Here is a 23,169-nt window from a genome sequence, read left to right as displayed (position 1 = left end):
CGCACGCTCGTTCTGGGTCCGGCAGCTCAACGCGCCGGGGTGGGGCCGGGCCCCTGACAGTCGGGTTGGGTCGTCGCCGTCGCGGCCAACTCGACCACGTCGACCTCGACGCGCATGCCGAGATCGTCGCTGGCCAGGCCGAAGAAGGAGCCGTGCAGCGGCACCGCCTGCGCGGGGTCGCGGGTCACCGCGACGCGGATCAGGTCGCGGTTGCCGACGATGCCGTTGGTCGGGTCGAACTCGATCCAGCCGGCGCCGGGCAGGTAGACCTGCAGCCACGCATGGGTCGAGCCGCCCCCGACATGGCGCGCCCGGTCGTTGCGGGGATTGTAGAGGTATCCGGACACGAACCGCGCGGCCATGCCGAGGGCCCGCACGCCCTCCATCATCAGCACCGCGAAGTCGCGGCACGAGCCGCGCTTGCCGCGCAGGGTGGTGAGCGGGTCCTGCACGCCCTTCTCGGACCGGGCCAGGTAGGTGAAGTTGGCCCGGACGCTGCGGGTCATGGCGGCCAGCAGCTCCTGCGTGGGGACGCGGCCCTGCTGCGGCAGGAAGCTGCGCGCCCAGGCATCGACCTCGTGGCGCGGGTCGGGCCATTGCCGCTCGATGGAGCGGGCGAGATCCGGCATGTCCTCGGCGCCGTAGCCGAACGGGTAGTCGGTCGCGTGCGGCGCCAGGGGGAAGACCGGCGCGTGCCCGGGCGTATGTTCGAGGGTGATGCCGGACGCGAAGGTCAGCCGCTCAGACCGGGTGTCGAAGGTCGCGACCGCGACGCAATTGCCGAAGACGTCGAACATCCAGCGCAGCGAGGCCGGCTCGGGGGTGATGTCCAGGGTCGCCTCGATCAGCCGCTGATCGTAGCTGTCCCGGGGCCGGAACATGATCCGATGCTCCCCGAAGGATACCGGCCGCCGGTACTGATAGACCGTTCGGTGATTGACGGACAGGATCGGCAAATCGGCAGTCTCCGGGCTCGTGCCGACACGTCTTTCACCACAGTGAGGCATCCACCGATGCAAGAGCCGGGCCCGTCGGGGTCCGGCCCGGTCCGCCGCGCCATACACCGGGCCGGGAAGCCGGCTTCGCGATCGCCCGCGCCGCCGGGACGCTCAGACGACCGGGGGTGCCGGCTCGGCGGTCGCGCGCTCCGCCTCGACCAGCACGTCGAGGGGGCGCCAGGGCTTGGGGATGAACACCGCCTCGGGCGGCAAATCGGGTCTGGGCAGGCCATGGCCCGAGGTGACCACCAGCCGCGCCCGGGGCCAGAGGGTCGCCACCGCCCGGGCGAGCTGCAGCCCGTCCATCCGGCCGGCGAGGCGGATATCGGCGAAGACCAGGGCGACGTCGCCGCCCCGTGCCTGAAGCACCGACAGGGCCGCCTCGGCGCTGTCGCAGCCGATGACGTCGAGCTCGGTCTCCTCGAGCAGGGTCTCGGCCAGGGCGCGGATCTCGGGATCGTCCTCGACCACCAGGGCGACCTGGGGATGGGTCGCGGCGGCCCCGGCGATCTCCGCTCCGCGGCGCGCGGGCGCATCGTCGGCGGTCTGGCGGACGCGGCGGACGAGGGCGGCCAGATGTTCCGGTACACCCTCGGTGACCAAATTATCGTAGACGGACGCGAGTGTACGACCGATCTGATCGAGCGGGATACCCGGCGATAGCGTATCGGTGAGCGGCAGGGGTGCGCTCGTCAGGTGCTTTCTCAAGGACTCCCCCCGAAGTCTTCCCGCACGCCGGAAAAAAACGCAGCGTACAGGGAGGAAAGTCGGCAATCCGCCGGTGGTTGCGCACCCGCAACCGAATCGCCCGCCGGCGCGCCGAGACGTTACTGGGTGGCGGTTTCCGCGTCCGCGTAGGCCATGATCCCCGACACGGCCTGCACGTTCTGGTAGCGCGACCCGCGCGCACTCATCATCGCCTCGAACTTCTCGTGGACCTGCGCCACCGAGAGGCTGAGCGGCTTGCGGTGCCGGCCCCGCCCGACGAACCGGTTCGCGGCGAAGAAGATCGAGCGGTTGGCCCGGGCCGGGCCGGGGAGCAGCGCGGCGGCGGCGGCGGCGGGCTTGTTCACCACGTTGGCGAGGAACTCGCCGGCGTCGTCGGGCCCGAGGAAGTGGGCGAGATAGACCTCGCCCAGGGACAATTCGTGCCCGATGCGCAGGGCGATGCGGGCGGCGTCGCGCTTCAGCATCTCGCCGGCCATCAAGGCGGAGAGATAGGGATCGCGGCGCAGTTCCAGCACCCGGGCGCGCTCGGCTTGATCGGTGATCACCGGCCGGTCGTTGGCATCGGCCGTGATGAGCGCAGCCTCCTTCGCGAGGCCGTATTTGGGTCCGAAATCCCGGACCACGCCGAGCCAGGTCCGCTCGATGAACTGGTACAGGCCCGTGGCCGAGGAGGTCTTAGCCTGGACCGCGGTGACGAAGCTCGATTCCTTGTCGGCCACCGCCATGAGCAGGACCGGGTCGGTCTGCACCGCCTGCGCGGCGCGCACGATCGTCTGGACGAGGTGGCGCCGGATCTTCATCGGGCCGAATTCGAGGATGTCGTTCGGGTCGCCGGCCGCGCTCTCCGACAGGAGGAAGTCGTAGGATACGCGGTCGACCGTGTTGGAGCCGATATCGGTGTCGAGATCGTGCACGGCGGCGAAGCTCGACGAGGCGCGCAGCGGCGTCCGCTCCAGCTCGTCCTCCAGCGCGACGGTATGGATGCGCGGCCGCGGCATCGTGATCTCTGTGGCGGCCTCGGCGGGCGACACGGCCGGCGAGAGGCCCACCTTGCCGAGGTCCACCCCCGACCCGATCAGGGCGGCGCTGAGGCCGCCGGCGATCAGCGAGACCGTCAGCAGCGACCGGAACAGGGCCGGACGGCTGCCATGGGCACGGCCGAGCACCGGCTGCGCGGCGATCACGTCGGCATGGCCGGAGCCGAAATGGCCGGGCGCGGAGCCCGGCTTGCCCGTGATGGTCTTCGACGATCCGACCGCGCGGCCCTGCATCGTTTTCCCGAATCCTCGCGCGCCGTTGACGGCGCCAGAGACTCAACATCGCTTGACAGATGTGGCGACAACACGGCCGCGCTTGTGGCGGCTCTGGGGCGGAGACAGGTGTTTTCGCGGCGGATACCCGGGCGCCCCTCAAGACGGAGCCCCGCCGGATCGGCGGGGAGCGCGGAGCGACAAGGACTTAGACCCCGCGCTCGAACCCCGCCCCGATTGCAACGCGATCGGGAACGGCTCTAAGAGGGCGCCATGCGGGCACCGCTTCAAGGTGAGCGGAGCCCGGTCCCGTGTTCCTGCCAGAGTCAGCCCCGATGAGCGGCGTCAACGAGATCCGGTCGACCTTCCTCGACTACTTCGCGAAGGCGGGACACGAGGTCGTACCCTCTTCGAGCCTCGTGCCGAAGAACGATCCGACGCTGATGTTCACCAACGCCGGCATGGTGCAGTTCAAGAACGTCTTCACCGGCGTCGAGCGGCGGGCCTACGACCGGGCGACGACGGCGCAGAAATGCGTGCGGGCCGGCGGCAAGCACAACGACCTCGACAATGTCGGGTACACGGCGCGCCACCACACCTTCTTCGAGATGCTCGGCAACTTCTCGTTCGGCGACTACTTCAAGGACCGCGCCATCGAGCTGGCCTGGACGCTGATCACCAAGGAGTTCGGCCTGAAGCCGGACCGGCTCCTGGTCACCGTCTACGCCGACGACGACGAGGCGGCCGGCCTCTGGAAAAAGATCGCGGGCCTGTCCGACGACAAGATCATCCGGATCGGGACCTCCGACAATTTCTGGCAGATGGGTGATACCGGCCCCTGCGGCCCGTGCTCCGAGATCTTCATCGACCAGGGCCCGGCGCTCCAGGGCGGCCCGCCCGGCTCCCCGGACGAGGATGGCGACCGGTTCCTGGAGTTCTGGAACCTGGTGTTCATGCAGTACGAGCAGCTGGAGCCGGGGGTGCGCAACCCCCTGCCGCGGCCGTCGATCGACACCGGCATGGGCCTGGAGCGCATGGCGGCGATCCTCCAGGGCGTGCCCTCGAACTACGAGACCGACCTGTTCCGCGCGCTCATCGACGCGGTGGCGCACGCGGTCTCCCGCGCGCCGGAGCCTGCGACGCTCGCCTCGTACCGGGTGATCGCCGACCACCTGCGGGCCTCCTCCTTCCTGGTGGCCGACGGGGTGCTGCCGGGCAACGAGGGCCGCGGCTACGTGCTGCGCCGGATCATGCGCCGCGCCATGCGGCACGCCGAGATCCTGGGCGCGCGCGAGCCCACCCTCTACCGCCTCGTGCCGACCCTGGTCCGCGAGATGGGCCAGGCCTATCCCGAGCTGATGCGGGCCGAGAGCCTGATCGGCGAGACCCTGAAGCTGGAGGAGACCCGCTTCCGGCGCACCCTGGAGCGCGGCCTGTCGATCCTCGACGCGGAGAGCCGCGACCTCGCGGCCGGCGACAAGCTCTCCGGCGAGACGGCCTTCACGCTCTATGACACCTACGGCTTCCCCCTCGACCTGACTCAGGATGCCCTGAAGGCACGGGGTATCGGCGTCGACACCGACGCCTTCGCGGTGGCGATGCAGCGCCAGAAGCAGGCGGCCCGCGAAGCCTGGAAGGGCTCGGGCGACGCGGCCACCGAGACGGTGTGGTTCGGCCTGCGCGAGCGCCTCGGCGCCACCGAGTTCCTGGGCTACGAGACCGAGACCGCGGAGGGCATCGTCACCGCGCTGCTGCGCGACGGTGCCGAAGTCGAAAGGCTCGGATCCGGCCAGAGCGGTTTCGTCCTCGTCAACCAGACGCCGTTCTACGGGGAATCGGGCGGCCAGGTCGGCGATACCGGGCTGATCCTGGCGCCGGGCCTGCGGGCGCGCGTCACCGACACGCAGAAGAAGCTCGGTGACCTGTTCGTCCACCACGTGACCGTCGAGGAGGGGACGCTCGGCCTCGAACAGCCGGTGGAGCTGAAGGTCGATCACGCCCGCCGCCGGGCGATCCGGGCCAATCACTCGGCCACCCATCTGCTGCACGAGGCGCTGCGGCAGGTGCTGGGCGACCACGTCGCCCAGAAGGGCTCCCTGGTGAGCCCAGACCGCCTGCGCTTCGACATCAGCCACCCGAAGCCGATCGAGGCGGAGGAACTGGCCCGGGTCGAGGACATCGCCAACGCGGTGCTGCTCCAGAACGCCCCCGTCGTGACCAAGCTGATGGCGGTGGACGATGCCATCGCGTCGGGCGCCCGGGCGCTGTTCGGCGAGAAGTACGGCGACGAGGTGCGGGTCGTCTCGATGGGCCTGCCGGTCGGCGGGGAGCCTGAGGCGGGACGGCTCAGGAACTTCTCCATCGAGCTCTGCGGCGGCACCCATGCCGCGCGCACCGGCGATATCGGGGCGATCACCGTGGTGGCGGAGAGCGCCGTCGGCGCCGGAGTCCGCCGGATCGAGGCGTTGACCGCCGACGCGGCGCGTCACCACCGCGCCGGGGAAGCCCGGACGCTGGCGGCCCTCGCCGGCATCCTGAAGGCCCCGGTGTCGGAGGCTCCGGACCGCCTCACGGCGCTGATCGAGGATCGGCGGCGCCTGGAGCGCGAACTGGCGGAGACCCGCCGCAAGCTGGCCATGGGTGCCTCGGAATCCGGATCGGGCGGGGGTTCGCGCCAGACCGAGATCGCCGGAATCGCCTTCCGCCGCTCGGTGGTCGAGGGCCTCGACATGCGCGACCTCAAGCCGATCATGGACGAGGAGAAGAAACGCCTCGGCTCCGGCATCGTGGCGATCGTCGCCGTGGCCGCGGACGGCAAGGCGGGCCTCGTGGTCGGCGTCACCGACGACCTGACGGCGCGCTACGACGCGGTCGGGCTGGTCCGGGCCGGTGCCGGCGCGCTCGGCGGCAAGGGCGGCGGCGGCCGCCGCGACATGGCCCAGGCCGGCGGGCCGAACGGCGCCGGAGCCGAAGCCGCCCTCGACGCCGTCGAACAGGCCCTCACCGAAGCCGCCTGAGGCGCGTGCCCCACGTGAAAAGGCCGCCCCGTTTCCGGAGCGGCCTCGATTCAAGGGGTGGGATCGTCTGGGCCGTCGGGCGACTTACTTGCCGCCGCCGCCGCCCTGCGGGGCGACCCGCGACGGCTGATTGGCATTGCCGCCTGCCGCCGAATCGTTCGAGATCGTATCGGCCGGCTGTCCGGTCGGCGAGTAGGTGATCGCCGGATCGGCACCGGTGGCATTGGACTGGGTGCTGACCACGCCCGGCGCCCCGGACGGCACGACCACCGTGGTGCTGTTCGGCGTCTCGATGACTTGAGCGGTTGCCGGCGCGATGACGGCAAAGGCGAGAACGGTGGCGAGCAAAGTCCGGGTCATGAGAATTCCTATCGGTTCCGACCCAGGCAACTTCGATAGCGCACAATCGATCCTGCGATGTTGCGACGCGGCAAAAAATCTGCGATCCCAGCGTCGCGGGCCGCGCGGCTTCAGTTGGCCCGCGTCCAGCTCTGCCGCTTGCAGAAGACGCGCATGACGCAGCCGGAAACCTCGAGGGTGTTGGGCCCGGTGAGGCGCAGCGAGCCGGAATAGGTCTTGCCGTCGTTCGGGTTGTAGAGCGAACCCGCGTAGCCCGAACCGTCCGGTTGGCGCGCGTCGAGGATCTGGACGCCGACGACGCTGCGCCCGCGCAATGCCGGGTCGGGATTCTTGGCATCCAACGCCTTGCCGGGGGCGCTCACGATCGTCCCGCAGAACCCGCCGCCGCAGGGCGCGACGCGGATGCGCGAGCTGCCGGTCTCGGTAAGCCACAGACCCGCCGGATCGGCGGCCCGCGCCGGGCCGCCGGACGCGCCCGCCGCGAGCGCCAACAGAGCCGCAAGGCCAAGCCTCGAACGCATCCCATGCCTCCCGATGATTCTTCCCGCCCGAAGCATGATGCGGAACCCGGCGTTCCGATATCGTCAGGCGGTGACAGCGCCCGGCCGCGTGCCGCGGTGCGCGTGTCCCGGCCGACGCTTCTCCGTCAGCGCGTCGGGGTTGGCAACGCGGTGCCGAGGTAGGTCTCCACGACCTCGCAGAACGGTTGGCCCGCCCCGGTCGAGAGCACCGCGTCCACCTCGAACAGGGGATCGTCCGGACCGGACTCGGCGCCGGCGGCACGAACCGCGACGGTCCGGCGGACCGGAGCGAGCGGGCGCACGACCCGGCCGAACGGAGTACGGGTCCCGTCCAGCGTCGCGTTCATCTCGGGCGTCAGGCGGGCCGGAACGTACCAATTGTCGGCCTCAGACATCACGTGATCGCCGCAGACCAGGCGCACCCGGCGATAGCGCACCGGCTCCTCCGGGCCGATCGCCAACCGCGTGCGCTGCGCGGCGGTGAGCGGCTTCTCCGGCCCGGGCAGGCGCTCCGCCACGAGGTGCGGGTCGGTCGCCATCCTGTGCTCCGCGCACCAGCCTTCCAGGGCGAGCGTCGCGCTGTGGGCGGCGAGGATGCGGCCGCGCAGCCCCGCGACGAGGGCGTCCCGGCCCGTGGATAGGTCGATCGCGGCCGGTGTCTCGGCGAGGGCCTTGCCCGGGCCGCTCACCGGCAGAACGGCTAGCAGGGCCGCGAGTATGCGGGCGCGCGTGCTGTCGTCGCGGGACGCGGAATCGCCGCGACCGGGTGGATGCCCGATGGGCTTCGTCCGCCGAAAAGCTGGCCCACGCCGCGACGGCAATTCCACACCGAGGCTCCTCATCGGACATGCCGGCTTCGGCCGGATGGCCCCGACCTCGGCGCGGGTTAGACGCCCGGGCCGGCCCGAAGTCCACCCCACGCGCCATGCCGGGCGCGGTCGAGAAGCACCCTATCGACCGGACGAGGCGCGCGCCGCCGGCGGCAGGTCGGTGCAGAGGCCGAGCGCGACCTCCGCGGCCAGGCCGACGGTCTCGCCCAGCGTCGGATGCGGATGGATCGTCCGGCCGATATCGACGGCGTCGGCCCCCATCTCGATCGCGAGGGCGATCTCGCCGATCATGTCGCCCGCGCTCGGACCGACGATGGCTCCGCCCACAATCCGCTTGGTCCCGGCTTCGAACAGCAGCTTCGTCAGGCCGTAATCCGCGCCGTTGGCGATGGCCCGGCCGGAAGCCGCCCAGGGAAAGCGCGCCACCTCGACGCTCCGGCCCGCCGCCCTGGCGGAGGCCTCGGTGAGCCCGACCCAGGCGATCTCCGGATCGGTATAGGCCACCGAGGGGATGACCGCGGCGTCGAACCCGGACCTGTGGCCGGCGGCGACCTCGGCGGCGACGAGACCCTGATGCACGGCCTTGTGGGCGAGCATCGGCTGCCCGACGAGGTCGCCGATGGCGAAGATGTGCGGCACTTCCGTGCGCATCTGGCTGTCGACCGTCACGAATCCCTGCCGCACCGCGACGCCCGCGGCGTCGAGGCCGAGCGCCGCCCCGTTCGGCCGGCGGCCTGCGGCCTGGAGCACGAGATCGTAGCGCGTCGCCTGCGCCTCGCCCGCCAGGGTCACGGCGATGCCCTCCGGGCCGGCCGTCGCGGCGACGACCTCGGCGCCGGTCAGCACGCGGTCGAACCGATGGGCGTTGCGCTTGGTCCAGACCGCCACGAGATCGCGGTCCACGCCCTCCAGCAGGTTGGGCAGCCGTTCGACGACGTCGACCCGGGCGCCGAGCGCGCTGTAGACCGTGGCCATCTCCAGGCCGATGATGCCACCGCCGATCACCAGCAGCCGGCCCGGTACGAAGGGCAGTTCGAGCGCCCCCGTGGAATTCACGATGCGCGGATCGTCCGGCAGCATCGGCAGGGCCACCGGCGACGAGCCCGCCGCCACGATGGCGCTGGCGAAGGCGAGGCTCGTCTCGCCGCCCGCGTGCAGCGCCACCGTCACCGCGTTCGCCCCGGTGAAGCGCGCGGTCCCGCGGATCACCGCGACCTTGCGCTGTCGCGTCATCTGGGCGAGCCCGTCGGTGAGGCGGCGCACGGTGCCGGCCTTGAAGTGGCGCAGCTTGTCCAGATCGATCGTCGGCGCGCCGAAGCTGACGCCGTGAGCGGCGAGGCGCTGGGCCTCCTCGGTGACGGCCGCCACGTGCAGCAGCGCCTTGGACGGGATGCAGCCGACATTCAGGCACACGCCGCCCAGCGTCGCGTGGCGCTCCACCAGGATCACCCGCCGCCCGAGATCCGCGGCCCGGAAGGCGGCCGCGTAACCGCCGGGGCCGCCACCGATCACCAGCACGTCGCACTCCGCCTCCGCGGTTCCCGCCGTCGCGGACCCTGCCGTGGCCGGCTTCGCTGGGGCCTCACCGGTGACCGCCTCCACGGCGGCGATGCGGGCGACCAGGGTGCCGGCCGAGACCGTGTCGCCGAGGCCCACCAGCATCTCCACGAGCCGTCCCGCCACCGGCGACGGGATGTCCAGGGTCGCCTTGTCGGATTCCACCACCAGCAGGGTCTGGTCCTTGGCGATGGCTTGGCCGGGCGACACCGGAATCTCGATCACCGGAACGTCGGCGTAGTCCCCCAGATCGGGGACGCGGATCTCGTGAGTCTCGGGCATGGCGTCGTCGATCACAGCAGGGCGCGGCGCAGGTCCGACAGGACCGACGCGATGTGGCCGAGGAAGCGGGCGGCGGCGACGCCGTCGACCACGCGATGGTCCCAGGACAGGCTGAGCGGCAGGATCAGCCGCGACTGGAAGGCGTTTCCGTCCCAGACCGCTTCCGTGCGTGAACGGGCCGCGCCCAGGATCGCGACCTCAGGGGCGTTGATGATCGGGGTGAAGCCGTCGCCGCCGATGCCGCCCAGCGACGACACCGAGAAGCACCCACCCTGCATGTCCGCACCCGAAAGGCTGCCGGCCCGGGCCTTGTCGGCCAGCGCTGCCATCTCGGTGGCGATCGTGATCAGCCCCTTGCGGTCGCAGTCGCGGACCACCGGGACCATCAGGCCCTTCGGGGTGTCCACCGCGAAGCCGACATGGACGTACTCCTTGAGGACGAGGTCGGAGCCCTCCAGGGAGGCGTTGAAGCGCGGATAGGCCCGCAGGGCGAGGGCGGCGGCCTTGATCAGGAAGGCCACCATGGTGACCCGCGCCGGCGGCGTGCGCGTCTCCGCGTTGAGGCCGACCCGGAACGATTCGATCTCGGTGACGTCGGCCCGGTCGAAATTGGTGACGTGCGGGATGGTCAGCCAGTTGCGGCTGAGATTGGCCCCCGAGATCGTCTGGATCCGCGACAGCGGCTCGCGGCGCACCGGGCCGAATTTTTCGTAGTCCACCGTCGGCCACGGCGGCAGCAAGGCGCCGATCCCGGAGGGCGCCGCTGATGTCTGGGCTGGGGCCTGGAGCGCCGCCTTGACGAAGGCGTGCAGGTCCTCGCGCAGGATCCGCCCCTTGGGGCCGGTGGCGGGGACGCGGTCGAGGGTGATCCCGAGCTCGCGGGCGAGCTGGCGCACGGAGGGGCTGGCATGGACCTCGCCCGACGTGACGGGCCGCTGATCGTCGTTCGACGGCTGGGCCGGGGGAAGGCTCGCTCGCAACATGCCACGCGCGCTCCCTCCCCCCTCTGCGGGGGAGGGTGGCCCCCGAAGGGGGGCGGGAGAGGGGAGCGCGGTATCCGGAAGAGTCACGACAGGTGTGAAACCCGCATCGTCGCGCTGCCCCTCTTGCGGGACTTCGTCCCGTCCCCCCCTGCTGCGCAGGGTACCCTCCCCCGCAGAGGGGGGAGGGGTAGGCGCGTCGACCGTTTCGCCGCCTTCCGCCGGCTCGACCATGAGAATCGGCGTGCCCTCCGAGACCTTCGAGCCCACCGCGACCAGCAATTCCCGCACGGTGCCGGCGACCGGGGAGGGGACCTCCATGGTCGCCTTGTCGGATTCGATGCTCAGAATCAGGTCGTCCACGGCGAGGCGGTCGCCCGGCTTCACCAGGAGTTCGATCACCGGCACGTCCCGGTAATCGCCGATATCCGGGAGGGCGATCTGCAGTGCGGCGCTCATGCGGGCGAGTTTCCGTGGCTTGTCTTGGGTGGAGTGGTTTTTGGGGGCGAGGTCCGGGGCCGGGCCGCGCGGCGTTCGTTCGCGCTCTAGCCTCTGTCCCACCCACACGCTCATCCTGAGGTGTGAGCGAAGCGAGCCTCGAAGGAGGGCTCCAGGGATCGCGCGGCCAGCTGGAGGGCTCCTTCGAGGGCTCCGCTTCGCTCCGCCGCCTCAGGATGAGGACGCGGGTTGGATGTCTTAGATCGTCCAGGGCGCCGGCGTATCTGCGTCGATCCCGTAGCGCCGGATCGCCTCGGCGACCGTGGCCCGCGGCACCGTGCCGGCCTCGGCGAGCGCGTGCAGGGCGGCCACCACCACGTGCTGCCGGTCCACCTCGAAGAAGCGGCGGAGCGCATTGCGGGTGTCGCTACGGCCGAACCCGTCGGTGCCGAGCGTCACGAACCGGGCGCCGACATAGGAAACGATGAGCTGCGGGTAGGCCCGGACGTAGTCGGTCGCCGCCACGACCGGCGTCGCGCCCGGGAGCAGCGCCGCCACGTGGCTCACCGGGGCATCGGCTTCCGGGTGCCGCATCGCCTGCCGCTCGGCCTCGCGGGCATCGCGTGCCAACTCGCTGAAGCTCGTGACGCTGAACACCTCCGCGGCGACGTCCCAATCCTGCGCCAGCAGCACGGAGGCGGCGATCACCTCCGGCAGGATCGCGCCCGAGCCGAGGAGGCGGATCGCGGCCTGCCCGGTCTCCGGTCCGGACAGGCGGTACATCCCCTTGAGGATGCCGGCCTCAGCCCCCTCCGGCATGGAGGGCTGGGCGTAGTTCTCGTTCATGGCGGTGAGGTAGTAGAAAGCGTCCTCGCCCTCTTCCATCATCGCCCGGGCGCCGCGATCGACGATCACCGCCATCTCGTAGGCGAAGGCGGGATCGTAGGCCCGGCAGTTCGGGATCGCGGCCGCCGCGAGGTGGCTCGACCCGTCCTGGTGCTGCAGGCCCTCGCCGCCGAGCGTCGTGCGGCCCGCCGTGGCGCCGATCAGGAAGCCGCGCGCCCGCTGGTCGGCCGCGGCCCAGATCAGGTCGCCGACCCGCTGGAAACCGAACATCGAGTAGTAGATGTAGAACGGCAGCATCGACAGGCCGTGGACGCTGTAGGCCGTGGCCGCCGCGGTCCACGACGAGATCGCCCCGGCCTCGGTGATGCCCTCCTCCAGCAGCTGCCCGTCGCGGGCCTCGCGGTAGTAGAGCATCGAGCCGGCATCCTCCGGCTCGTAGAGCTGCCCCTCGGGGGCGTAGATCCCGACCTGCCGGAACAGGTTGGCCATGCCGAAGGTGCGCGCCTCGTCGGCGACGATCGGGACGACGCGCGGCCCGAGATCCTTGTGCTTCAAGAGGTTGCCGAACAGCCGGACCACCGCGGTGGTGGTCGACATCTCCTTGCCGGCCGCCTCCAGGGCGAAGCCCGCATAGGTCGAGAGCGGCGGCACCGTCACGGTCGGCGCCGTGCGGCGCCGAGCCGGCAGGACGCCGCCCAGCATCTCCCGGCGCTCGCGCAGGTAGCGCATCTCGGCGCCGTCCTCGGCCGGCTTGTAGAAGGCCAGCCCCTCCACCTGCGCGTCGGAGAGCGGCAGGGCGAAGCGGTCCCGGAAGGCGCGCAGAGCCTCCACGTCGAGCTTCTTGGCCTGGTGGGAAGTCATGCGCGACTCGCCCGCGCCGCCCATGCCGTAGCCCTTCTTGGTCTTGGCCAGGATCACGGTCGGCCGGCCCTTGGTCGCCTTGGCGGCGGCGAAGGCCGCGTAGAGCTTGCGGAAATCGTGGCCGCCGCGCTTCAGCCGGTCGACATCGGCATCCGACATGTGCGCGACGAGCTCACGCACCTCCGGGTCCTCCCCGAAGAAGTGGGCGAGGTTGTAGGCGCCGTCCTTGGCGCCGAGCGTCTGGTACTTGCCGTCCACGGTGTCGGCGAAGCGGCGCAGCAGGGCGTGGTTGGTGTCACGGGCGAAGATCGCGTCCCACTCGGAGCCCCACAGCACCTTGATGACGTTCCAGCCGGCCCCGCGGAACAGGCTCTCCAGCTCCTGGATGATCTGGCCGTTGCCGCGCACCGGCCCGTCCAGCCGCTGCAGGTTGCAGTTGATGACGAAGGTGAGATTGTCGAGCTTCTCCCGCGCAGCGATCGCGAGGCCGCCGATCGATTCCGGCTCGTCCATCTCGCCGTCGCCGAACACGCCCCAGACGTGCCGGGCGGAGGTGTCGGCCAAGCCCCGGTGGCCGAGGTAGCGCATGAACCGCGCCTGGTAGACCGCGTGGATCGGGCCGATGCCCATCGAGCCGGTCGGCACCTGCCAGAAATCCGGCATCAGCCAGGGATGCGGATAGGAGCAGAGGCCGTCGCCGGCGATCTCCTGGCGGTAATGCTTCAGCTGCTCCTCGGACAGGCGGCCCTCCAGGAAGGCCCGGGCGTAGATGCCGGGGGCCGAATGCGGCTGGAAGTAGACGAGATCGCCGTCCGCGCCGCCCTTGAAGAAGTGGTTGAACCCGACCTCGAACAGCTCGGCCGCCGAGGCGTAGCTCGCCACGTGCCCGCCGAGCTCGCCGTAGGCCATGTTGGCCCGCACCACCATGGCGAGCGCGTTCCAGCGCATGATCGAGGTCAGGCGCTCCTCGATGTCGAGATCGCCCAGGTAGCGCGGCTGCTTCTCGAGCGCGATGGTGTTCCGGTAGGGCGAGTAGGGCAGGGCCTCGTCGAGGATGCCGATCTCCTTCGAGCGGCGCTCCAGCCGGTCGAGGATGAAGCGCGCCCGCGCCGCGCCCTCGGTGCGGAACAGGGATTCGAGGGCGGCCAACCAATCCTGGGTCTCGGCCGGATCGTGATCGACCTCGGCGGAGCGTGCGATCGTCGTCCTCGGCGGTATGGCGTTCATGGGGCAGCTCCCGGCTTTTCATCGAAGCATACGGGTTCGGACGCGGGCCGACATGCCGAATTTTTGTTATGCGGGACCGATGATTAGCATGGTTTGCCCAGTTCGCCGGTGAAACTGGTACATTCTGCCGGCGGCACGACCCGCTCGGGGCCAACCGCGCGATGAAGGATGTCGCTGCGAACCATTCATCGGTCTTCGAGACGGCTCACCGTCGGATCGTTCGGTGCCTCGTCGTACGCCGTCCCTGCGCGCGCAGCGAGGCCACCCGGTGCGCCGCGCGATCGCCAACCGTAGCGCTGCCCCAGGTTGGTTCGCTGCGCACGCAAGGAGGGTCGGCGCATGCGCAAGGGGACGCCCTCCTCGATCGGCACCACCAAAAGCTTTCCTTCCATCCGGCGATCAGCGGCATGCTATGCCCGTCGCAAACCGGAGAACGAAAACGTGGTCTCCCGACCGGCCCATCTGGACGCCGCCAGCCTCCGCATCCTCGAACGGCTGCAGCAGGACAGCGAGATCAGCATCGCCGATCTCGCCGAGCAGGTCGGGTTGTCGACCTCGCCCTGCTGGCGCCGGGTCAACGACCTGAAGGAGGCCGGGATCATCCGGGGCTGCGTCGCGGTGGTCGACCCGATGAGCCTCGGGCTCGCGGTGAACGTCTTCGTCCACGTCTCGCTGGAGAAGCAGACCCAGGCCGCGCTCCAGGCCTTCGACGAGGCGGTCCGCAGTCGCCCGGAGGTGATGGAATGCTACCTGATGAGTGGCGAGGCCGACTACATGCTGCGGGTGGTGGTGGAGGATCTCGGCCAGTACCAGCGCCTGGTGCTCGACCACCTCACCCGCATCCCGGGGGTGGCCAATATCCGCTCCAGCTTCGCGCTGGGGCAGGTGAAGTACACGACGGCACTGCCGCTCGGTCACCTGACGCGGTGATCCGACGACGCCCGCACGACCAATCGCGGGGCAGGGCGGCGGACATCATGAGGATTGGGGCGCGCGCAATGCCCGATCCGGACACGACGCGCTGAAGGGAGGATGGTGGAGCCTAACGGGATCGAACCGATGACCTCTTCCATGCCATGGAAGCGCTCTCCCAGCTGAGCTAAGGCCCCACTTTCATCCGCCGCGGTTTGGGTCCCGCGGGGCCTCGCCGTCCGGCTGTCGTCCGGCGAGGCCGGTTCTATAGGCGGCTCGCGCCGCGGACTCAACCCCTTTTTTTCGTCTCGGTCGGGGTGTTTTCGAAGGCGGTGCGGAGACCGCCTTCAGCTCTCTTCGTCGTTCTCGATGTCGCCGTCGATGAGGTCCGCGACGTCGTCGTCGCCGGCATCCTCCTCCTCGAGGAAGGTATCGTCCTCGGCGGCATCCCCGTCTTCGACCGTCTCGTCCTCGGGTGTCGGATCCGCCTCGTCCTCGGCGGCCTCGACCCCGTCGAGCGAGACCAGCTCCGGACCCTTCTCGTCGGTCTCTTCCTCATCGTCGTTCGACGCCCGCGACACCACCGGCGCCGCAACCCGGCTGGTGGCGGCCGCCTGATAGACCGCCCCGCATTTGGGACAGACGGCGGGGTCGCGGGCGAGGTCGTAGAACTTCGCGCCGCAGCTCATGCATTGGCGCTTCAAGCCAAGTTCCGGTCGGGCCACGGGCGGACACCTCGTCGTCACTACTATCTCGGGGGAGGGGCCCCGTTAGTCGGGGGCGCCGCCCCTGTCAATCGAACCCGCGTGACCGAATCCCGGGCGGCGGGCTCGTGGGGGATCCGGTGGATGACGTGCGACGGTGCGCGTGTTAACCGCACCGCGGTTTCACGGTCCGATTGCAGCGGCGCGGCGATCCCGCGCGACGCGCCGGACCCCAGCCCACCGTCGAGCCCGATCGGACGTCCCGTGTCTCACGATTCGCCTCCCGAGCCCCTCACCGCCGCACCGGGCACGCCCCTCCGGGGGCAGCTGCGTCCGCCGGGGGACAAGTCGATCTCCCATCGGGCGATGATCCTCGGCCTGCTCAGCGAGGGCGAGACCCGGGTCGAGGGCCTGCTCGAGGGCGACGACGTGCTGCGCACCGCCGCCGCCGCCAGGGCGCTAGGGGCCGGAGTCGAGCGCCTCGGCGCGGGCCGCTGGCGGGTGCGGGGCGTGGGCATCGGCGGGCTGTGCGATCCGGCCGACGTGCTGGATTTCGGCAATGCCGGCACCGGCTCCCGGCTGATGATGGGCGTGGTCGGCGGCCAGCCGGTCACCGCGACCTTCGACGGCGACGCCTCCCTGCGCTCGCGCCCGATGCGCCGGATCCTCGACCCGCTGACCCGCATGGGCGCCCAGGTCCTCGCCGAGGCCGAGGGCGGGCGCGTGCCGCTGACCCTGCGCGGGCTCAAGGAGGCGATCCCGATCACCTACGAGACGCCGGCCGCCTCGGCGCAGATCAAGTCGGCGGTGCTGCTCGCCGGCCTCAACGCCCCCGGAACCACCACGGTGATCGAGGCGGCGGCGACCCGCGATCACACCGAGCGGATGCTGCGCCTGTTCGGCGCCGCGGTCAGCGTCGTGCCGCACGGGCCCGGCGGACACGGCCGCAGCATCGCGCTCACCGGCCAGCCGACCCTGCGCGGGACCGACGTGGTGGTGCCGGCCGATCCGTCCTCGGCGGCGTTCCCGCTCGTGGCGGCGCTGATCGTGCCGGGCTCCGACGTGGTGATTGAGGGCGTGATGATGAACCCGCTGCGCACCGGCCTGATCGCCACGCTGCTCGAGATGGGCGCGCAGATCGAGCGCGTGGCCGAGCGAGACGAGGGCGGCGAGACCGTGGCGGATCTGCGCGTGCGGGCGAGCCGCCTGACGGGCGTCGATGTCCCGGCCGAGCGGGCGCCCGCGATGATCGACGAGTATCCGGTCCTGGCCGTGGCGGCGAGCTTCGCCGAGGGCCGGACCCGGATGAACGGCCTGCACGAGCTGCGCATCAAGGAATCCGACCGGCTCGCCGCCGTGGCCGCGGGTCTCGCGGCCAACGGCGTCCGCCACACGGTCGCGGGCGACGACCTCGTGGTCGAGGGGGACGGCACGGCACCTGCAGGCGGCGGCACCGTGGCGACGCATCTGGATCACCGCATCGCCATGGCGTTCCTGGTGATGGGTCTCGCCACGCGGGACCCGGTGACGGTGGATGACGGGGCGATGATCGCGACGAGCTTTCCGAGCTTCCTGCCGACCATGCGGGCCCTCGGCGGCCGGATCGAAGGGTGAACCGCATGCCCCTCGTGATCGCGATCGACGGCCCGGCCGCTTCGGGCAAGGGTACGCTGGCCAAGCGACTGGCCGACCATTACGGCCTGCCGCATCTCGACACCGGCCTGCTCTACCGCGCCGTCGCCCTCGCCCTGATCGATGCCAGCCTGGCGCTCGACGACCACGGTGCGGCGGCCCGGGCGGCGCAGGCCCTCGATCCGGAGAAGCTCGACGACCCGCGCCTGCGCGATCGGGCGATGGGCGAGGCGGCCTCGCGGATCTCCGCGGTCCCGGAGGTCCGGGCCGGCCTTCTGGCCTGGCAGCGGCGCTTCGCGGCCGATCCGCAGGGCGCGGTGCTCGACGGGCGCGACATCGGCACGGTGGTCTGTCCCGAGGCCGAGGTGAAGCTGTACATCACGGCCTCCCCGGAGGAACGCGCGCGCCGCCGCCATCGAGAACTGTCCGGCCGCGGCGACACCGCGACCTTCGCGGCGATCCTGGCCGACATCGAGGCCCGCGACGCGCGCGACGCCGCCCGGGCCGCGGCCCCGCTGCGCATGGCCGGCGACGCGGTGCGGCTCGACACCACGGACCTCGACCCGGACGCCGCCTTCGACGAGGCGCGCGGCATCGTGGAGCGTGCGCGGGGCGGCGCCCGCTGAGGGTTCGTCCCCGGCCTCGTGTTGACCCCCCGGTCCCGCTCACCTATTGCGAACGCGCCGTCCCCAGCGGCCCGCCGCAGGCGTATCGGGGGCGCGAGCGCGTAGCTCAGCTGGTAGAGCAACGGACTTTTAATCTGTAGGTCTTGGGTTCGAACCCCAACGCGCTCACCAAATCTCCTGCAAGCGCAGTGACTTAAGAGCAACAACAAATTCGGTGCTTCCCAGCGACAGGGCTGGGTTGCACGGGGGTAGCACGCGGCAGGGTTGCCGCTTTCCCTCGGTTGCCGCTGAGCAGTTGCCCTGTGACGAGCTGAAGCCGCTAATTGCTGTCGGCGCAGATGCTGGCCATGGCCTGGCGCTGCGCCTCGAGGCCAAGCCCTGAGCGCCCCAGACGGGCCGTAGAGACCCGGAGGTAGGAGACCAAGGCCCCGGCGCTCACCGGCGCTTCTCCTGAGCCTCGGCGGCGCCCTGCATGGCCTTGGCCCAATGTGGGCACGTGTGGGTCCGCAGGTCCTTCAGGTGCCGGCGCTCGTGCACGTGCTCACACATGCGCACGAACTTCTCGGCCCAGGCTCCGGCATCGACGGCCCCCTCCTGATCCGTCCCGAAATCCGTGAGGCCGCAGCGCGGGCAAACGGCCGTGCTCATGCGCTTCCCGTTCCCTGTGGCCACGCGTGACCGATGCACGAACGGTCGTTCGTGCTGACGTCACAGCAGGTGAGAACGGAACGGTTAAGGAAGCGTCATCGGTCGCTCAGCAGCCTATCCGGCATTGCGCAGCGGAGGTAACAAGGCAACGCCAAGTTATTGACGATCAATCAATATTCTTGAGAGCGTACACGCAAAATGTATATCGTTGTCCCAGCAATATAATTAAAACATTATTTGAATCAAGTCTATCGGAACTGAATTTTATGCATACTTTAGCCGTCGATCAGCTCGAGAGGCATCAATGTATTTTGCTAAGCGTTATCATCCGAAAATCCCGTCTGGGAAGGCGCCATCCGAGATTGCACAGATAGAATTTCGCTCATGTTCTCACCCTCACGGTGGCCCGTTACCTTCGAATGATGAATGGTGCAATTTTGGAGATGTTTTTTTACCGTTCCTAAGGATAGCTTTTATAATAACAGAACGAAATAAATCATCTGCTTTAAAATCTTTTAAAGCTCTCGATCTAGAAACGCGATCTGATCTGATACAAAATCTTGAGATTTTGTCAACGTGGTTCAATGGTAACGCGAGATTAGTCGACGCTGCTCGAGCACGATTAGTGATCCTCTGTGCTTGTTTAGCCGAGCATCAAAATTAGCTCAGCCAAGGCAGGCTCATCCAGCGTTCATGGTCAAGCGTGCCCTCTATGGGGCCGCCTCACGGAGACCACATGCGAGCACTCCTCACTGGCACCGCCCTGCTCGTCCTTGCGACGGCCGGGGCCGCTGCCCAGCCCTACGACGACAGGCGACCGCCCCCGCCAGGCGAGGAGGATTTCGCCCGGCCCCCGCCGCCGCCACATCGCTTCAGGCCCCCGCCGCCGGGCGAGGACTTCGATGACGATAGGCCGCCGCCGCCGCATCATCACCGCGGGCCGCCCCCGCCCGATGACGACGATGACGGGCCGCCGCCGCCGCCGCCGCGGCGCTACTGAGAAGCAGCTGTAGGGGCTTCTTTAACCGCCCCGCCGCACCCTGACCTTGGCCGCCGACGAGTGGTCGCACCGGCGTATGCCGGTGGATGCGCCCCCGCGCTGCTGACGCGTGCGGGGGCGTCTGCACGTCTTGGAGGTGCGCGATGCGTGGATCCATGAAGACCGCCGGTGCAACCGCTCTGGCCACGATCATCCTGTGCGCCAGCCAGCCGGCAGCCCAGGCCCGCGACGGCATTGGGGTCGGCGGCGCCGTAGCGCTCGGCGCGCTCGGCGGCGTCGTGGCCGGCAGCGCCATCGCCTCGGCCAACAACGGGTACTACCCGGGCCAGCCGTTCTACCGCACCCCGCCGCCTGTCTACGTCGAAGAGGTCTGCCACTTCGAGCGGCGCGGCTTCATCGATCCCTACGGGGTCGAGCACATCCGGCGCGTGCGCGTCTGCGAATAGGGCCTGTCTCACCGGCCCTTGCTATCCCCGGCGGACGCTCCTAGCCTGAAGGTCTCGGCGCGCATCGCATGCGGCACCGACACCGGAGAGGAGGTCAGCCATGAGACATCACGGCACCAGCCCCCGAGCATCGCGCATTGCCGATGCGGACCAGGACAGTCCGCCCAACCACGACCAGCAGGGATAGTGGCTCTTCGGGCGGTAATCCCAGCCGGATCGAAGAGTGTGGACCCTGCAAAAACCCGCCGCCTCAGGACGGCGGGTTTTTTCGTGGGCCACCGAGCCGACCTCACGACGCTGCAGCGGAACGAACAGATCGCCGAGTGGATCCGGCTCACGGAAGCGTCGCCCGTCGATGAGAAAGTTGGGCAAGTTGCCCAGGTTTCTAAGGGCGGCCGGGGCAGAGAAGGCGGGGTCAGCGCTGCTACGCGCGAGCTCGGGATTGAGCGCACAGAGGCGCGCCGCGCCCTGAAGATCGACGGCATAGCGCCGGCGGCGAAGGAAGCTGCGCGGGCGGCCGGGCTCGAGAACAACCAGAGCGCCCTGCTCAAGGTCGTGCAGGCAGAGCCCGAGCGCCAGGCCGTTCGCTTGTCGTACCACTGTGATCCCGGCGCGGCAGCCAGCCGCATACGGCTCAGCTAACGTGCAGGCGTCTCCTCGAGGCGTCCTTCATGCTGTTCCCCGTGCCTGTCTTCCGCCGCTTCCTGCTGCTCGGGCTCATGCTCGCCAGCCTGATTGCACTGGCGGATGGCGTGGCACACCATGAGCTGCAGAGAGCCACGAGCGAGATGGCCTCTGCTGTGGCCGGCGCGTCCGATGAGTAGCCGAGCGGCGCACGTCGAGGCCCTGGCCCTGCTCCTCATGCTTGCGGGTGTCGGGCCGGCCTCGGCCCTAGTGGCCGAGCCGGCTGACCTGCCAGCGCTCGAGCGGGCGTGGCACGGATGCGTACGCCAGGCGTACGACGGTCAGCAGGATCAGGGCAGCAGACCCGGCCGGGAACGCAACGCCCTGGACGAGTGCAAGCCGCACGAGGACGCCTATGTAACCGCGCTGATGGCAGCTCGCCCCGGTGACGCCGACGCCCCCATGAACGGCTGGGCACGGACCTGGGCGGCGTACGTGTCGTTTGTGGTCGATCCGGTGAAGGCCCGGATCGAGGCTTTGCGCCGCTGATCTACATCGGTACCGCCGCGCGGCGCGAAATAAGCTTCTGTCAGTCGAGGCTACACGGTAGCATTCTAGGCAAGGTACGCTTGTGTAAGGTTTACTTAAGGAGATCGATTTCGCTTAATTGACGGCAAAGGGTGCCAAGCAAGGCGTAGCTGCTAAATTTCTCGACTGATCTAGCAGCTAAATAGTAAGGAAGGCGACACTTGCCTCAATAAGAGGTTTAATACTCGGTATATTACTGATGTTTTCGCTTGTATAGAGACTTTTTTCTAAAGCATCGACAGTTCGTTTCACATCAGACTTAGATTTTTTATAGGTTACTCCAACCGTTTTGTATATCTCCTCTAGTAAATCGGCAGGTTCTTGTATTTCCTCAAAGTCCATACCTACTTCAACACCAAAATTTCTTAGGGCCGCGTAGTTTAATGAAGGATCAATTCTCGCAAAATGATCTATTTCCCAAATAAACCAAGTCTCTACTTCCATAGTTGCAACAACGATTATTGGGCATATGGGCTGTTGTGGAAGTTGTTTAGCAAATCCCGCAATTGCCTTCTCCTTTTCATTATACTCAAAATCAGGCCTTAGGTCGCGCACAATAATTATCTTTTCGTAACCCTGAGCTACCAGCCCATCATATCGTTCTTTAAGTGCGGAAATTACTCGTCCGTCCGCCGCACAATCCAAAATTAGGATATAGAACTCCGGATTATCAGTTGTATTATCTATTGTCGAGCCCTGCATTTCTATTGTCTCAAACTTCCTCCCGCCGAGAAGCTTCCTAGTCTCAATTCTTAAAGGGGATTGCTCAGCGATTGTCTGTAATAATTCCACCACAAATATCTGTTCTGTCTGCCCCTCTGTCAAAATAATCATTTTCTTCATTTTGTGGCTTCCCGAAAGAAGTCTCTAGATAGAAAATCAAAATTGCTGAGACCAGTATAACGAAATTCGTCAAAAACGTCTTTTGAATTACGATAATTTAATGGGTAAACAACGTTTGAATGGCGATCAAGTATGGTCCAATATTTTAGGTTAACGCTATTCATAACAAATCGGTCATTCGTTGAGGCAATCAACTGCATTGAGGTGCCTCTGACGCGACCGATCAACAAATCTATAAGCTCGCAGGAGCGGCTGTAATCCAGCCCTTCGCCGATATCATCGATTATAAGGAGATGCGACTCGTCGTCGAGCAATCCATAATTCACTTGTATAATCGTAGACAGAGCACGAAACATACCTTGCGAGATTTCGAGCTGTTCAATCTGTTTCGGAATATCTCTCTCTTTCACGAATAGACAAGATAACTTACCTCCGACATTCATGATTTGAACAGAATCAGTAAAAGTTATTCCAATATCTTCTAAATCATACCCGATTTTAGCCATATCAGAGATTACTTTAATTTTAAATTTTTCACCATGCTCAATCAACGCTTTTCGAAGGATTGCAGTTACCTGTGATGCGTCTCTAACATTGACTTGTTGTGCGCCTTCTTGAAACATGACAAAGTTTTGCTGACCTAGCGGAGAACCAAATGGTATATAATACGTACCCTTTGACCAATTCAAAAGCTTATCAAGAAAGCTGTGCTGTAATTTATCTTGCCGTACGACTACTGCGAGCTGATCGTCTGGGCTTTGAAAAGGAAGATCTCGACCTTCTTTTTCCGCATAAATAGTTCCCGCGCCACCAGCTTGGCGTGTTAGTTTAGGTACATCATTTATCAGATATTCTTCAAGAATAATCTTTTGATCTTTGATCTGAAGGTTGTACTTAATATGATCGTTTGCGGCTTTGAACGCGAGTTTAAAGTCGCCATTCGCGATTGGCAACTTAATTAATCCACTTAGTCGCGCTACTAAATTCCACAAAACGTTGATAGATCGAGATTTTCCACTTGAATTCCGACCAACAATTAAATTAATACCTTCAAGCGTCATATCCTCCAGACGCCACTCCTTCGGATCGCCAGAATGCTCACTATATGATAAATTTGTTAACTGCATAGCATTTTGAGCCATCTTTTGTCGCGCGAGTTTAGCATGTCATAAAATAGGATTTATGTAAATTGTCTACCGTTGTTACATAACTTCGCTGCGGTCTGTCACGCCGCACTCAGCTGCTGTTCC

Annotated in this window: 21 protein-coding genes, 2 tRNA genes and 1 pseudogene; 9 read left to right on the top strand and 15 right to left on the bottom strand. The window is 67.3% G+C overall.

Features of this window, described 5'->3' with window-relative positions:
* Positions 1 to 26: 26 nt before the first annotated feature.
* The 3 genes from AC3IF1_RS27100 to AC3IF1_RS27090 all read right to left on the bottom strand — a co-directional run bounded on the left by AC3IF1_RS27100 (position 27) and on the right by AC3IF1_RS27090 (position 2,998).
* Positions 27 to 956, bottom strand: coding sequence for a transglutaminase family protein (locus AC3IF1_RS27100; RefSeq protein ID WP_243972659.1), 930 nt, complete (start codon positions 954 to 956; stop codon positions 27 to 29).
* A gap of 153 nt (positions 957 to 1,109) precedes the next feature.
* On the bottom strand, positions 1,110 to 1,706 hold the full coding sequence (locus AC3IF1_RS27095; RefSeq protein ID WP_489220100.1) for a response regulator: 597 nt from the start codon (positions 1,704 to 1,706) through the stop codon (positions 1,110 to 1,112).
* Positions 1,707 to 1,825: 119 nt separating this feature from the next.
* The gene (locus AC3IF1_RS27090; protein ID WP_243972656.1) at positions 1,826 to 2,998 is read right to left on the bottom strand and encodes a transglycosylase SLT domain-containing protein; all 1,173 of its coding nucleotides are present in this window, start codon (positions 2,996 to 2,998) and stop codon (positions 1,826 to 1,828) included.
* Between the two features lie 314 nt (positions 2,999 to 3,312).
* Here AC3IF1_RS27090 and alaS point away from each other — a divergent pair, with 314 nt between their 5' ends.
* Positions 3,313 to 5,994, top strand: a complete 2,682-nt coding sequence (gene alaS / locus AC3IF1_RS27085) for an alanine--tRNA ligase (protein ID WP_489220099.1) — start codon at positions 3,313 to 3,315, stop codon at positions 5,992 to 5,994.
* Between the two features lie 84 nt (positions 5,995 to 6,078).
* On the opposite strand, the gene AC3IF1_RS27080 is transcribed toward alaS, so the two are convergent.
* The 6 genes from AC3IF1_RS27080 to mdeB all read right to left on the bottom strand — a co-directional run bounded on the left by AC3IF1_RS27080 (position 6,079) and on the right by mdeB (position 13,896).
* Complete coding sequence (locus AC3IF1_RS27080; RefSeq protein ID WP_243972650.1) at positions 6,079 to 6,354, bottom strand: hypothetical protein; 276 nt, start codon at positions 6,352 to 6,354, stop codon at positions 6,079 to 6,081.
* Positions 6,355 to 6,464: 110 nt separating this feature from the next.
* Entirely contained in the window at positions 6,465 to 6,875 is a 411-nt protein-coding gene (locus AC3IF1_RS27075) for a DUF2147 domain-containing protein (protein WP_243972648.1), read from the bottom strand.
* Positions 6,876 to 7,000: 125 nt separating this feature from the next.
* The gene (locus tag AC3IF1_RS27070; RefSeq protein WP_489220485.1) at positions 7,001 to 7,594 is read right to left on the bottom strand and encodes a hypothetical protein; all 594 of its coding nucleotides are present in this window, start codon (positions 7,592 to 7,594) and stop codon (positions 7,001 to 7,003) included.
* 231 nt (positions 7,595 to 7,825) lie between these two features.
* A complete protein-coding gene (gene lpdA, locus AC3IF1_RS27065) occupies positions 7,826 to 9,544 on the bottom strand; it encodes a dihydrolipoyl dehydrogenase (RefSeq protein WP_489220098.1) in 1,719 nt (572 codons plus the stop codon).
* Between the two features lie 11 nt (positions 9,545 to 9,555).
* The gene (locus tag AC3IF1_RS27060; RefSeq protein WP_489220097.1) at positions 9,556 to 10,983 is read right to left on the bottom strand and encodes a 2-oxo acid dehydrogenase subunit E2; all 1,428 of its coding nucleotides are present in this window, start codon (positions 10,981 to 10,983) and stop codon (positions 9,556 to 9,558) included.
* Positions 10,984 to 11,220: 237 nt separating this feature from the next.
* The gene (gene mdeB, locus AC3IF1_RS27055; RefSeq protein WP_489220096.1) at positions 11,221 to 13,896 is read right to left on the bottom strand and encodes an alpha-ketoglutarate dehydrogenase; all 2,676 of its coding nucleotides are present in this window, start codon (positions 13,894 to 13,896) and stop codon (positions 11,221 to 11,223) included.
* Positions 13,897 to 14,337: 441 nt separating this feature from the next.
* Between mdeB and AC3IF1_RS27050 the strand changes: the two genes are divergently transcribed.
* Positions 14,338 to 14,826 (top strand): Lrp/AsnC family transcriptional regulator, encoded by a 489-nt coding sequence (locus AC3IF1_RS27050; RefSeq protein WP_007564896.1) that lies wholly within the window; start codon positions 14,338 to 14,340, stop codon positions 14,824 to 14,826.
* 103 nt (positions 14,827 to 14,929) lie between these two features.
* On the opposite strand, the gene AC3IF1_RS27045 is transcribed toward AC3IF1_RS27050, so the two are convergent.
* Both AC3IF1_RS27045 and AC3IF1_RS27040 read right to left on the bottom strand, forming a co-directional pair.
* Positions 14,930 to 15,005: transfer RNA gene (locus tag AC3IF1_RS27045), tRNA-Ala, on the bottom strand.
* A gap of 150 nt (positions 15,006 to 15,155) precedes the next feature.
* The gene (locus AC3IF1_RS27040) at positions 15,156 to 15,533 is read right to left on the bottom strand and encodes a TIGR02300 family protein (protein WP_489220095.1); all 378 of its coding nucleotides are present in this window, start codon (positions 15,531 to 15,533) and stop codon (positions 15,156 to 15,158) included.
* Between the two features lie 243 nt (positions 15,534 to 15,776).
* On the opposite strand from AC3IF1_RS27040, the gene aroA reads away from it, so the two are divergent.
* From aroA to AC3IF1_RS27025, 3 genes are all read left to right on the top strand, one after another.
* A complete protein-coding gene (gene aroA / locus AC3IF1_RS27035; RefSeq protein WP_489220094.1) occupies positions 15,777 to 17,126 on the top strand; it encodes a 3-phosphoshikimate 1-carboxyvinyltransferase in 1,350 nt (449 codons plus the stop codon).
* 5 nt (positions 17,127 to 17,131) lie between these two features.
* A complete protein-coding gene (gene cmk / locus AC3IF1_RS27030) occupies positions 17,132 to 17,770 on the top strand; it encodes a (d)CMP kinase (RefSeq protein ID WP_243972631.1) in 639 nt (212 codons plus the stop codon).
* 95 nt (positions 17,771 to 17,865) lie between these two features.
* Positions 17,866 to 17,941: transfer RNA gene (locus AC3IF1_RS27025), tRNA-Lys, on the top strand.
* Between the two features lie 169 nt (positions 17,942 to 18,110).
* Here the strand turns inward: AC3IF1_RS27025 and AC3IF1_RS27020 are convergent.
* Positions 18,111 to 18,209 (bottom strand): annotated as a pseudogene (locus AC3IF1_RS27020) (recombinase family protein); the annotation flags it as partial.
* Positions 18,206 to 18,418, bottom strand: a complete 213-nt coding sequence (locus AC3IF1_RS27015; RefSeq protein WP_489220093.1) for a hypothetical protein — start codon at positions 18,416 to 18,418, stop codon at positions 18,206 to 18,208. The gene AC3IF1_RS27015 and the pseudogene AC3IF1_RS27020, both read right to left, overlap by 4 nt.
* Positions 18,419 to 19,573: 1,155 nt before the next feature.
* On the opposite strand from AC3IF1_RS27015, the gene AC3IF1_RS27010 reads away from it, so the two are divergent.
* The 4 genes from AC3IF1_RS27010 to AC3IF1_RS26995 all read left to right on the top strand — a co-directional run bounded on the left by AC3IF1_RS27010 (position 19,574) and on the right by AC3IF1_RS26995 (position 21,037).
* Positions 19,574 to 19,864 (top strand): hypothetical protein, encoded by a 291-nt coding sequence (locus AC3IF1_RS27010; protein ID WP_489220484.1) that lies wholly within the window; start codon positions 19,574 to 19,576, stop codon positions 19,862 to 19,864.
* Positions 19,865 to 20,089: 225 nt separating this feature from the next.
* Complete coding sequence (locus AC3IF1_RS27005) at positions 20,090 to 20,506, top strand: hypothetical protein (RefSeq protein WP_489220092.1); 417 nt, start codon at positions 20,090 to 20,092, stop codon at positions 20,504 to 20,506.
* A gap of 29 nt (positions 20,507 to 20,535) precedes the next feature.
* Positions 20,536 to 20,688 (top strand): hypothetical protein, encoded by a 153-nt coding sequence (locus AC3IF1_RS27000; RefSeq protein ID WP_489220091.1) that lies wholly within the window; start codon positions 20,536 to 20,538, stop codon positions 20,686 to 20,688.
* Complete coding sequence (locus AC3IF1_RS26995; RefSeq protein WP_489220090.1) at positions 20,681 to 21,037, top strand: hypothetical protein; 357 nt, start codon at positions 20,681 to 20,683, stop codon at positions 21,035 to 21,037. The genes AC3IF1_RS27000 and AC3IF1_RS26995 overlap by 8 nt, the downstream gene beginning before the upstream one ends.
* A gap of 177 nt (positions 21,038 to 21,214) precedes the next feature.
* Here AC3IF1_RS26995 and AC3IF1_RS26990 read toward each other — a convergent pair whose 3' ends face one another.
* Both AC3IF1_RS26990 and AC3IF1_RS26985 read right to left on the bottom strand, forming a co-directional pair.
* Positions 21,215 to 21,919, bottom strand: coding sequence for a hypothetical protein (locus tag AC3IF1_RS26990; protein WP_489220089.1), 705 nt, complete (start codon positions 21,917 to 21,919; stop codon positions 21,215 to 21,217).
* On the bottom strand, positions 21,916 to 23,061 hold the full coding sequence (locus AC3IF1_RS26985; RefSeq protein WP_489220088.1) for an AAA family ATPase: 1,146 nt from the start codon (positions 23,059 to 23,061) through the stop codon (positions 21,916 to 21,918). The genes AC3IF1_RS26990 and AC3IF1_RS26985 overlap by 4 nt, the downstream gene beginning before the upstream one ends.
* Between the last annotated feature and the right edge of the window lie 108 nt (positions 23,062 to 23,169).

The sequence above is a fragment of the Methylobacterium sp. E-012 genome (assembly GCF_057836545.1).
This window is presented reverse-complemented; position numbering and strand designations above follow the sequence as displayed.